General features: G+C 65.0%; 11 protein-coding genes. 10 read left to right on the top strand and 1 reads right to left on the bottom strand.

Annotated elements, in window-relative coordinates; all coding sequences use genetic code 11:
• The 5 genes from NYR58_RS03925 to NYR58_RS03905 form a co-directional block, all read left to right on the top strand.
• The coding region (locus NYR58_RS03925; RefSeq protein WP_261519159.1) for a transposase at positions 1 to 370 on the top strand (370 nt) is incomplete at its 5' end.
• 11 nt (positions 371 to 381) lie between these two features.
• Positions 382 to 1,350 carry a TRAP transporter substrate-binding protein gene (locus NYR58_RS03920; RefSeq protein WP_261519158.1) on the top strand — a complete coding sequence of 323 codons (969 nt, stop codon included), beginning with the start codon at positions 382 to 384 and terminating at the stop codon, positions 1,348 to 1,350.
• A 164-nt stretch (positions 1,351 to 1,514) separates the two neighbouring features.
• A complete protein-coding gene (locus tag NYR58_RS03915) occupies positions 1,515 to 2,021 on the top strand; it encodes a TRAP transporter small permease (protein WP_261519157.1) in 507 nt (168 codons plus the stop codon).
• Complete coding sequence (locus NYR58_RS03910; RefSeq protein ID WP_261519156.1) at positions 2,018 to 3,295, top strand: TRAP transporter large permease; 1,278 nt, start codon at positions 2,018 to 2,020, stop codon at positions 3,293 to 3,295. The genes NYR58_RS03915 and NYR58_RS03910 overlap by 4 nt, the downstream gene beginning before the upstream one ends.
• Before the next feature lie 9 nt (positions 3,296 to 3,304).
• Positions 3,305 to 4,351 (top strand): L-idonate 5-dehydrogenase, encoded by a 1,047-nt coding sequence (locus NYR58_RS03905; protein WP_261519155.1) that lies wholly within the window; start codon positions 3,305 to 3,307, stop codon positions 4,349 to 4,351.
• A gap of 90 nt (positions 4,352 to 4,441) precedes the next feature.
• On the opposite strand, the gene NYR58_RS03900 is transcribed toward NYR58_RS03905, so the two are convergent.
• Entirely contained in the window at positions 4,442 to 5,473 is a 1,032-nt protein-coding gene (locus NYR58_RS03900; RefSeq protein ID WP_261519154.1) for a hydroxyacid dehydrogenase, read from the bottom strand.
• Positions 5,474 to 5,594: 121 nt separating this feature from the next.
• Between NYR58_RS03900 and NYR58_RS03895 the strand changes: the two genes are divergently transcribed.
• From NYR58_RS03895 to NYR58_RS03875, 5 genes are read left to right on the top strand one after another with little or no spacing between them, the layout of a single operon-like run.
• Positions 5,595 to 6,662, top strand: coding sequence for a LacI family DNA-binding transcriptional regulator (locus tag NYR58_RS03895; protein ID WP_261519153.1), 1,068 nt, complete (start codon positions 5,595 to 5,597; stop codon positions 6,660 to 6,662).
• A 58-nt stretch (positions 6,663 to 6,720) separates the two neighbouring features.
• Complete coding sequence (locus tag NYR58_RS03890; protein ID WP_261519152.1) at positions 6,721 to 7,698, top strand: sugar ABC transporter substrate-binding protein; 978 nt, start codon at positions 6,721 to 6,723, stop codon at positions 7,696 to 7,698.
• Between the two features lie 56 nt (positions 7,699 to 7,754).
• Positions 7,755 to 8,747 carry an ABC transporter permease gene (locus NYR58_RS03885; protein WP_261519151.1) on the top strand — a complete coding sequence of 331 codons (993 nt, stop codon included), beginning with the start codon at positions 7,755 to 7,757 and terminating at the stop codon, positions 8,745 to 8,747.
• A complete protein-coding gene (locus tag NYR58_RS03880) occupies positions 8,744 to 9,517 on the top strand; it encodes an ATP-binding cassette domain-containing protein (RefSeq protein WP_261519150.1) in 774 nt (257 codons plus the stop codon). The genes NYR58_RS03885 and NYR58_RS03880 overlap by 4 nt, the downstream gene beginning before the upstream one ends.
• Positions 9,514 to 10,377, top strand: coding sequence for a sugar phosphate isomerase/epimerase family protein (locus NYR58_RS03875; RefSeq protein ID WP_261519149.1), 864 nt, complete (start codon positions 9,514 to 9,516; stop codon positions 10,375 to 10,377). Before NYR58_RS03880 ends, NYR58_RS03875 begins: the two co-directional genes overlap by 4 nt.

Raw genomic sequence — 10,377 nt, 5'->3', positions numbered from 1 at the left:
GTTCCTGTCGGGCATCGGCAAGGTGGACGACTTCGAGAGCGCCGACAAGCTGGCCGCCTATCTCGGCATCGTGCCCCGGGTCAGCCAGTCCAACGAGACCGACAACCGCGGCCGGATCACCAAGCGCGGCAACAAGCTGATGCGCACCACCCTGGTCCAGTGCACCCTGATCGCGATCCGCTACTCGGGCTATCTCAACGCCTACTATCGCCGCATCAAGGATCGGCGCGGCAGCGGCAAGGCGATCATCGCCACCGCCAGGAAGTTCCTCGGCATCATCTACAACACCTTGAAAAACAAGTGGGTCTTCGAGGACTTCACAACATACACCTTCGCGGAAAGACCACTTTCCGCTGGACAAGCATCATAGGAGGAAACGTCATGAAAGCATTTTCTAGGATTGCAGCAGCGCTGCTTGCCGGCGCGGTGCTGACCGGCTCTGCCCTTGCGCAGGAGGTGACGCTGAAGCTCGGGCATCTCGCCAACGAGGAGAACACCTGGCACAAGGCGGCGGTGAAATTCGGCGAGGAGCTTGCGGCGCTGACCGACGGGCGCATCGCCGTCGAGGTCTATCCCAACGAGTCCCTGGGCAAGGAGATGGACCTGATCAACGGCATGCAGCTTGGCACTGCGGACATGACGATCACCGGCGAGAGCCTGCAGAACTGGGCGCCGATGGCGGCTCTTCTGGCGGTTCCCTACGCTTACAAGAGCCTTGAGGACATGGACGCGGTGGCCGGCGGCGAAATCGGCGACCGGATCGAGCGGCAGATCATCGAAAAGGCTCAGGTTCGCCCCATCGCCTATTTCGCGCGCGGACCGCGCAACCTGACCTCAAACCGGCCGATCACCACGCCCGACGAGCTTGACGGGCTGAAGCTGCGCGTGCCCAACGTGCCGCTCTTCGTGGACGTGTGGAAGGCGCTGGGCGCGCAGCCGACGCCGATGGCCTTCTCCGAGGTCTTCACCTCGCTCCAGAACGGGACCATCGACGCGCAGGAGAACCCGCTGGCGCTCATCCACTCGGCCAATTTCAACGAAGTGCAAAGCCATGTGAACCTGACCGAGCATGTGCGCTCGTGGATCTACCTCACCATTTCCGAGCTGACGTGGAACAAGCTTTCCGAGGAGGACCGCGAAGCGGTGATGGAGGCGGCCCGCCGCGCCCAGGACTATGAGCGCGCGCTCTTCCTGGCCGACGAGGAGCGCCTGGCCACGGTGCTTCAGGAGAAGGGCATGACCTTTGTCGAGGTGGACAAGGACGCCTTCGCCGCCAAGGCCAAGGACGCTGTTCTGGCCAATGTGAATGCGGACATCCGGCCGATCGTCGAGCAGCTCTTCGACAACTAGGGGGCGGACCGGGCGGTGCGGGGCGTTCCCGCGCCGCCCGCGAATTTGAGGCGGGAAGATGGTTCTTCCCTTGCAAAGTCCGCGGATCTTGCCCCACGCTTGAGGCTTCGGCCCCGTTGGATGCGGGCCGGAAACCGCCAACGCAAAACGAGCCCGTCGCCGCCATGGCCAAGCATGTCCACACCGCCCTCGTCACCTTCTGCCGCCTGGCTGCCGGTCTTTCCTTCGCGGTCCTCATCCTTGCCGTTCTGGTGCAGGTTCTGGGACGCTCGGTGTTTGCCAGCTCTCCTGTCTGGACCGAGGAGCTGACGCGCTTTGCCCTTCTCTACCTCGCCGCCTTCGCGGCCGGCCTCTCCTATCGCTCGGGGGATCTCGTGAACGTCGATATCATCTGTGAGTCCCTCCCCGGCCGGCTGCCCGTGATCTTGCGCTTTGTTTCGGCATTGGCCACGGCGGCGCTGTGTGCGGCCCTTGTCCTGCCGGCCTGGCACTTTACCGTTATCGGCAATCTCCAGACCTCGCCGGCGCTCGGCTGGAAGATGAGCTTCATCCACGCCAGCGTGCTGGTGCTGCTCGTCTTGCTCCTGGTCTTTGCGCTTCTTCGCGCCGTCGCCATGCTGCGCGGGGCAAGCGACGGGCGCCCTGTCGCCGACCTGGAAACACCGCAATGAACCTGGCCATTCTCATCGGCGTCTTCATTGCCGGTCTGGCAGCAGGTATCCCCGTGGCCGTGACACTGGGGCTTGCCTCCATGTGCTATCTGCTGGCCGCGGGCATTCCGCTCGTCGTCATGCCGCAGAAGATGTATGCCGGCATCGACGTTTTCGTGCTCCTGTCGATCCCCGGCTTCATTCTTGCCGGCAATCTGATGAATCATGGCGGCATCACGGAGCGCATCATCCGCTTTGCCAATGCGCTGGTGGGCTGGCTGCGCGGGGGGCTCGGCCTTTCCAATGTTGCCGGCTCCATGCTTTTTGGCGGCATCTCGGGCACGGCGGTGGCCGATGCCGCCTCCATCGGTGGGGTGATGATCCCGGGGATGAAGAAGGCGGGCTATCCGGGCGACTTTTCCGCCGCGGTGACGGCCGCCTCCTCCACCGTCGGGCCGATCATCCCGCCCAGCGTGCCGATGATCATCGTGGGCTCTCTTTCTGGCATCTCGGTGGGGCGCATGTTCATCGCCGGGGCGGTGCCCGGCATCCTTCTCGGCCTTGCGATGATGGTGACGGCCTACATCATCGCCGTGCGCCGCAACTTCCCCCGCCAGCCCTGGCAGGGCATGGGCGAGCTTGCCCGCGCCTTCCTTGGCGCCTTCTGGGCGCTTGCCATGACGGCGCTGATCGTCGGCGGACTGCTTTCCGGCATGATGACGCCCACGGAGACGGCGGTGGTGGCGAGCGTCTATGCGTTCATCGTTGGCGCCTTCATCTATCGCGACCTGCCCTTGCGGGCGGTACCGAAGGTGCTGGTCGACAGCGCGGTATCCTCCGCCGCCATCCTGGCGCTCGTCGGTTTTGCGAATGTCTTCGGCTGGATTCTCGTCTCCGAGCGCATCCCGCAGACGATTGCCGGCGCGGTGCTTTCGGTGACGGAGAACAAGTATCTCGTGATCCTGCTCATCAACCTCTTCCTTCTGTTCATCGGCATGTTCATGGAGACGATTGCGGCGCTCATCGTTCTCTTCGTGCCGCTGCTTGCGCTTGCCCAGAGTGTTGGTATCGATCCGCTGCATTTTGCCACCTTTGCGGTGCTGAACCTGATGATCGGGCTCACCACGCCGCCGGTGGGGGTCTGCCTCTTCGTCTGTGCGGGCATTGCCAAGCTGCCGCTGGCCAAGGTGGTCCGGGCCATCGCACCCTTCCTGCTGACCAACATCCTGGTCCTGTTTCTGGTATCCTACTATCCGCCGCTGGCCACCTGGCTGCCCGGCCTGCTGTTCGACTGAGGAAATGTCATGGAAACGCGCGTCTGCCGCCTCTACGGCCCCCACGATATCCGCATCGAACGCCAGGAAGTGATGGCGCCGGGGACCGGTGAAGTCCTGGTGCGCATCGGCGCCGGCGGCATTTGCGGCTCCGACCTGCATTACTATCATGATGGCGGTTTCGGCCCCATAAGGGTGCGCGAGCCCATCATACTCGGCCACGAGGTGGCGGGCACGGTTGAGGCCGTGGGGGCCGAGGTCGAGGGGATTGCCCCCGGCGACCGGGTGGCGCTCAATCCCAGCCGGCCCTGCGGGCAATGCCGGTACTGCATCGCGGGCCTGCGCCAGCACTGCCTTTCCATGCGCTTCTATGGCTCGGCCCTGCGCTTTCCCCATGAGCAGGGAGGCTTTCGCGACCTTCTGGTGGCACAAGCCGCGCAGTGCGAGAGGATCGGGCCCATGACCAGCCTTGCCGAGGCGGCCGTCGCCGAGCCCCTGGCGGTTTGCCTGCATGCGGTGGGCCAGGCCGGCACGCTGGCGGGAAGGCGGGTTCTGGTAACGGGAGCAGGCCCCATCGGCGTGCTCACGGTTGCCGCCGCCGCCCATGCGGGCGCCGCGGAGATCGTCGCCACCGATCTGCAGGACGCGGCTCTTGCCGTGGCGCGCGCCATGGGCGCGACGAAGACGGTGAACGTCGCGCAAGGCGCGCAGGCGCTTGCCCCCTATTGCGAGGAGAAGGGCACCTTCGATGTCGCCTTCGAATGTTCGGCGGCCGCTCCCGCGCTCAAGACCGCCATTGAGGCGGTGCGTCCGCAAGGCACCATCGTGCAGGTGGGCGTGACCGGCGATCTTCCCCTGCCCGTCAACCTGCTGGTGGGCAAGGAGATCCGCCTGGTTGGCACGCATCGCTTCGATGCCGAGTTTGCCGAGGCGGTGCGCCTCATCGACAGCCGGGCCATCGACGTGCGCCCGGTCATCACAAGAAGCTTCCCGCTGGAGGAAGCGCAGGAGGCCTTCGCCTGCGCTGCGGACCGCAGCCGGGCCGTAAAGGTGCAACTCACCTTCGCGGGAGGCTGAAGCGCGCCGGCGCGGGCGGCTGCTCTCCCATGAGAACACTGGCATCCGGCAAGCACGCCACGGGATGGGGGAAATTTGCGTGGTCAGGCGCTAATTTCTGTCCACCGGTTTCGAGCGCATGCGCGTGACGGTCTCCCGCTCGGCCCGTTTGCAGCGCATGGGTGGCAGGCCGCGGTCGAGAAGGTCCATATCCTCCAGCACCATGTCACCCATGCGCTTGAAGGCCACGTCGAGCGCACCGGCCCTGTGCGCGGACCGCAGGAACCCTTTCAGAGAACGCACGGGATGGTTGCGGGGCAGCGGCTCCTGCGGGAAGACGTCGCTTGCCGCCACGATGCGGCCTTGCCGGACAGCCTCCATCAGCGCATCGAAATCCACGACCGCTGCGCGGCTCAGAAGGATGAAGGCCGCCCCCGCGCGCATGGAGGCGAAGGCCCGGGCATCGAGAAAGCCCTCATTCTCGCTTGTCACCGCGGCGACAACGAAGATGAAATCGCTGCTCGACAAGACCGTTTCCAGCGACGCAGGCTCAACGCCGGCTTCATGCAACATGGAGGGCGGCAGCCAGGGATCGAATACGCGAATCCGCGCGCGGAAACCCGAAAGCAGGCGATTGAGCGCTCTGCCGAGGTCCCCAAAGCCGATGATTCCGATCTCGGAACCTGAAAGAAGCCGGGCCTTCCGGTTGCCGTCGCCGCCCCACAGCTCGCGACCCTCGCGGAAATCGAGATCGGCATCGACGATGCCGCGGGCAAGATTGAGCGCCAGCGCCAGCCCCATTTCCGCAACCGGGTCGGCAAAGACGAGGCCGGTGGTCACGACATGGATGCCCCGCTGGAAAAGAACCTCATAGGGCATGTTGTCGAGGAGGTTGCTTTCGACATTGAAGATGCAGCGCAGGCTCTTCATGCGTGCCAGCGTTTCGCGCGCAATGGGCGGCTGCCCGATGATGTAGCGGGCCCTGCCCAGAACGTCATCCGGCAGGTCTGCCAGGGCGCAGGCCCGGGTTTCGTGGATGTCGTATTTCTCCGTCAGCCGCTCATAAGCCTCCGGCCGGAAGATGAGCTCCAGCGTGCGCGGCTCGGGCGCGCTGATGACCAGCGGTCTTGTCGTCCGGGACATTCTCTCCTCCTCCCGCGCCTTGGCAACACGCAAAGCTACCCGAAATGAATCGATTTACAAGATTGGGAAATCGATTTATCGTCAGTTTCAAGCTGAGAGGCGCGAGGTGGGGAGGAGACTCGTGGCGAAGGGCGCGCAGCCGAAAAGACCCTCGATCCACGATGTGGCGCGGCGTGCCGGCGTGTCGGCCGCGACCGTCTCGAAGGTCATGCACGGCGTGCCCACCGTCAAGGCGGAGAATGCCGAACGCGTCTTCGAGGCTGTCCGTCAGCTCGGCTATCGCGCGGATCCCCTGGCTTCCGATCTCAGGCGTTCCAAGCGCCGCATCATCGGTGCCATCGTGCCGGAGCTTGAAAGCGAGTTCTTCGGCTCCATCGTGACCCATCTGGAACGCCTTGCCGAGCGGCGCGGCTATACGCTGGTAGCCGCATCGAGCGGCGAATCGGAGGAGCGCGAGGCGGAGATCCTGCGCCGCATGGAGGATTGGCGGGTTGCCGGCGTGGTGCTGGCGCCCGTGCGCGACGAGCATGGACCGGCCGGCGAGATGATGCGCGCCCAGGGCATGACGGGCGTGATGATCGACCGCGTGCTTTCCGACAAGACCTTCGACACGGTCTCCGCCGACAGCCTGTCGGCGAGCGCCGAGGTTGCGCGCGAACTGGCAGACCGCGGCCATCGCCATGTTCTGGTGATCGGGCTGGGCGAACAGGGCGCCTGTGTGCGGGCCCGCCTGGAGGGGTTTCGCCGCACGGCCGAAGCGCTCGATCCGCAAATGCGCATCGACGTGCTTTTGAGCGAAAGCAGTGTCGAACCGCTGAGAGGGGCCATCCGCGACTATTTCTCGCGCGGCGAGCGGCCGACGGCGGTCTTCTCGCTCTTCCTGAAGGGCACGCTTGTCGCGCTCAGCGAGTTTCGTCGGCGCGGCTGGCATTGCCCGGACGACATCTCCCTGATCGGCTTCGACGATGCGGAGTGGATGCAGGTCACGTGGCCGTCCATTGCCGCGGTGGTGCAGCCGGTGGAGCGGATTGCCGCCCATGCCATGGAGAGGCTTTTCCGGCGCATCGACGGGGAGACCGGCCCGCCCATGGCGCGGCTTGAGCCCTGCCGGTTTCTGGTGCGCGAATCCATCGGCATGCCAAGGCAGGAAAGACGGCAGGGGCCGAAGATCTCCGTGGTGGAGACGTGAATGGTGAGACCGTGTCCAGGTTCCGGATGCGGTCCTGTGAAGCAAAGTGGAGGAGACAATGGCAGGAAGGTTAGTAACGCGATTTTCCCTGGCGGCGGCGATGCTTTCGCTCTCGCTGGTCGGCGGCCATGCCCAGGAGGGCGAATATGGCGTGCTCATGAAGACACTCGCCAATCCGTTCTGGGGCGCGATGCAGCAGGGTGTGGAAGACGGCGCAAAAGAGGCCGGCGTCCAGTATTTCCTGCAGGCGGTGGAAAGCGACCAGGCAGCCGAGCCGCAGCTCAACGTATGCAACACGATGCTGGAACGCCAGCCGGTGGCGATGATCACCGCCGCCATCAATTCGACCAACCTCCTGCCCTGCCTCAAGAAGGCCCAGGAGGCGGGCATCAAGGTGGTCGATCTCGATGGCAATCTCGATCAGGCGATCCTCGACAAGGAAGGCATCGAGATCACCTTCCGCATCGGCTCCGACAATGTGGCCGCCGGCGCGCAGGCCGCCGACTATCTGGTCTCGAAGCTCGGCGCCGATGCCACCGGGCCCGTGCTGGTGATCGAGGGCCTGTCCGGCAACATCACCGGCGAAAAGCGTGCCAGGGGCTTTGCCGAACGCTTGGCAGAGCTGGCGCCGGGGCTCGAGATCGTCGCTTCGCTGCCCGGCGACTGGGACCGCGGCAAGGCGGCCACGATCACCAATGACATTCTGACGCGCAATCCCGATCTGGTGGCGATCTTTGCGGCCAATGACGGCATGGCGCTCGGCGCGGTGGAAGCCGTCTTTGCCGCCGGCAAGGGCGATCAGGTGACCATCATCGGTGTCGACGGCAACTCGGACGCGGTGAAGTCGATCAAGGATGGACGGCTTGATGCGTCCGTCGCGCAGCTCCCCTATCTCGTCGGCAAGGAGGCGGTGCTGAACGTCAAGAAGGCGCTGGCCGGCGAAGAGGTGCCCGCAGACATCGCCGTGCCGACGCTGGTGCTGACCAAGGAGGTTCTGGACGCCGGCACGGAGCCGATGCTGGAATATGTGAAGTAGGTTCTCCCGAACTGGCCGGCGTGCAAGCGCCGGCCGCTTTTTTCGGATGAGGCGCAATGTCTTCTGAAATCGCAAGCTCCGGGCGTTGGGCGCAGGTCCAGCGGGTATCGGTGGAGCGGCTGCACATCAGGCTCGAATCGCTGCTCGTTCTGGTGGCGTTGAGCGCCGTCATGGCGGTGCTCTCGCCCTATTTCCTGTCGTTCAGCAACTTTCTGAACATCCTGCTTGCCACCTCGACGATCGGCATCCTGGCTATCGCTGCGACCTTCGTCATCAGCTCCGGCGGGCTCGACCTGTCGCTCGGCTCCGTCATGGGGCTTTCCGGGGTCGTGGGAGCCTTCGTGGCGGTCAACCTGGGTGCGCCCTCGGCGTTCGGCGTAATCGCCTGCATCCTGGCGGGGGCGGCGGCGGGCCACATCAACGGGCAGCTGATCACGCGCGCCTTCGTGCCCGCCTTCATCGTCACGCTCGGCATGCTGGGGCTTGCCCGGGGTCTGGCGCTCGTCATCTCCGGCGGACGCGTCATCTACGGCCTGCCCGATTTCATGCTCTATCTGGGTCAGGGGCGCCCCTTCGGCATTCCGATGCCCGTCATCATCTTCGTGGTCACCGCGTTTGCCGCCCATTGCGTCCTCGCCTATACGCGCTTCGGCCGGCACACGCTGGCCATCGGCGATTCGGAGGCGGCGGCGCGGGCGGCGGGCATTCGCGTCGAGCGGCACCGGCGCGTTCTCTACACGCTTTCCGGTGCGCTTGCGGGCCTGGCCGGACTTCTCTTTTCCGCCCGCATCAATTCGGGCGACCCGACGGCAGGTCTCAACTACGAGCTCACCGCAATCACCGCCGCCATCATCGGCGGCACCAATCTCTTCGGCGGCCGCGGCTCCATCCTCGGCACGATGATCGGTGCGCTGATCATGGGGGTTCTGCAGAACGGCCTCAACCTTCTGGCGGTGCAGTCGTACTACCAGCAGATGGCCATCGGCGCGGTGCTCATCCTCGCTGTCTTCATCGATCAGTATCAGACGCGAAAGGAGAGCCGGGTATGAGCCTTCTCGAACTGAAGGGCATCCGCAAGAGCTTCGGCGCCGTCGATGTGCTGCATGGTGTCGATCTTGCCGTCAATGCCGGCGAGGTGGTGGGCCTTGTGGGGGACAACGGCGCCGGCAAGTCGACGCTAATGAAGACGATCACCGGCATCTACCGGGCCGACGAGGGCTCCATCCTCTTCGATGGACAGGATATCCTGCATCTCGACCCCGGCGAGCGCCGCCAGCTCGGCATCGAGATGATCTACCAGGACCTGTCGCTGGCCCGGCAGCAGGATGTTTCGAGCAACATCTTTCTGGGGCGCGAGCCGATAAAGAGGCTTTTCGGTCTCTTTCCCGTCGTCGACAAGGCTGCGATGGATCGTCAGGCGGCCGAGATGATCGAACGGCTCAACGCCCATCTGCCCTCGATCAACCGGTCGGTCGGCTCCTTCTCCGGCGGGCAGCAGCAGACGGTGGCCATCGCCAGGGCGCTGACCTTCGACCCCAAGCTCGTCATCATGGACGAGCCGACGGCAGCACTTGCGGTGCGCGAGGTCCAGAGCGTGCTCGACCTGATCCGCCGGCTGAAATCGGAAGGGATCGCGGTGATCCTCATTTCGCATCGCCTCAACGATGTTCTGGCCGTCACGGACCGCATCGTGGTGCTGCGTCACGGGCGCGCCGAGGCCGATCTCGCCACGGAAAAGACCAACATGAACGAGGTGGTCAGCCGCATCGTCGGCGGCGGCGACATGGCCGTGGCCGCCTCTCACGAGGCCAGGGGATGATGGTGAACACGCTCGGACTTCATACATTTGCGATCTCGCCTGTCTGGGACATCGCGCTGATCGAGCCCCAGATGGAAACCCTCAAGGCGCATGGCGTGGGTCTTCTGGAAATTCCCCTCCTCCGCCCGCAGGAACTCGATGTCGAGGCCACGGCGGCCTTCGCCAGGCGGCACGATGTCGAGCTCCTGTGCTCGCTCGGGCTGCCGGCCAGCCTCGACGTGGCATCGCGGCCGGACGAAGCGCTTGCCTTTCTTGCGCCTGCCATGCGCGCAACGCAGGCAATCGGTGCCGCCGCCCTGGCGGGTGTAACCTATGGCACGATCGGCAAGACGAGCGGCCGGGCGCCGACGCGTGCCGAGATTGACGGCATCTGCCGCTTTCTGGAGAAGGCGGCCGGACAGGCCGCCAGCCACGGCCTGCGACTCGGCATCGAGCCCTGCAATCGCTACGAAACCCATCTCGTAAACAGGGCGAGCGACGCCGTGCGGATCGTCGAACAGGTGGGAGCGCCCAATCTGTTCATCCACCTCGACACCTATCACATGCACATCGAGGAGGAGAGCTTCGAGGCCGGGTTTCGCGTAGCGGCCCCCTATCTGGGCTATGTGCACGTCTCGGAGGCCAATCGCGGCGTGCCCGGGCGCGGCATGCTCAACTGGCAGGACGCATTCCGGGCAATAGCGGCCATCGGCTACGAAGGACCGATCGCGCTTGAGAGCATGAATCATGTCGATGCCGACATAGCCGGCGGCCTTGCGATCTGGCGGCCCGTCGCGGAAAACCCGCAGGACGTCATCGAGGTGGGCCTGCCCTTTCTGCGCGATACGGCTGGCCGCGCCGGGCTGACGCTTGGACGGTAG

The organism is Chelativorans intermedius, assembly GCF_025398255.1.
In the GTDB taxonomy this organism is placed as follows: domain Bacteria; phylum Pseudomonadota; class Alphaproteobacteria; order Rhizobiales; family Rhizobiaceae; genus Chelativorans; species Chelativorans intermedius.
The sequence above is the reverse complement of the archived record's forward strand: the minus strand, read 5'-3'. Positions and strand labels throughout refer to the sequence as shown.

Bases quoted from the DNA above. Each gene is read 5' to 3' on its own strand.
- NYR58_RS03890 (WP_261519152.1), top strand. From the start codon at position 6,721: ATGGCAGGAAGGTTAGTAACGCGATTTTCCCTGGCGGCGGCGATGCTT.
- NYR58_RS03915 (WP_261519157.1), top strand. From the start codon at position 1,515: ATGGCCAAGCATGTCCACACCGCCCTCGTCACCTTCTGCCGCCTGGCT.
- NYR58_RS03920 (WP_261519158.1), top strand. From the start codon at position 382: ATGAAAGCATTTTCTAGGATTGCAGCAGCGCTGCTTGCCGGCGCGGTG.
- NYR58_RS03900 (WP_261519154.1), bottom strand. From the start codon at position 5,473: ATGTCCCGGACGACAAGACCGCTGGTCATCAGCGCGCCCGAGCCGCGC.
- NYR58_RS03880 (WP_261519150.1), top strand. From the start codon at position 8,744: ATGAGCCTTCTCGAACTGAAGGGCATCCGCAAGAGCTTCGGCGCCGTC.
- NYR58_RS03885 (WP_261519151.1), top strand. From the start codon at position 7,755: ATGTCTTCTGAAATCGCAAGCTCCGGGCGTTGGGCGCAGGTCCAGCGG.
- NYR58_RS03905 (WP_261519155.1), top strand. From the start codon at position 3,305: ATGGAAACGCGCGTCTGCCGCCTCTACGGCCCCCACGATATCCGCATC.
- NYR58_RS03910 (WP_261519156.1), top strand. From the start codon at position 2,018: ATGAACCTGGCCATTCTCATCGGCGTCTTCATTGCCGGTCTGGCAGCA.
- NYR58_RS03875 (WP_261519149.1), top strand. From the start codon at position 9,514: ATGATGGTGAACACGCTCGGACTTCATACATTTGCGATCTCGCCTGTC.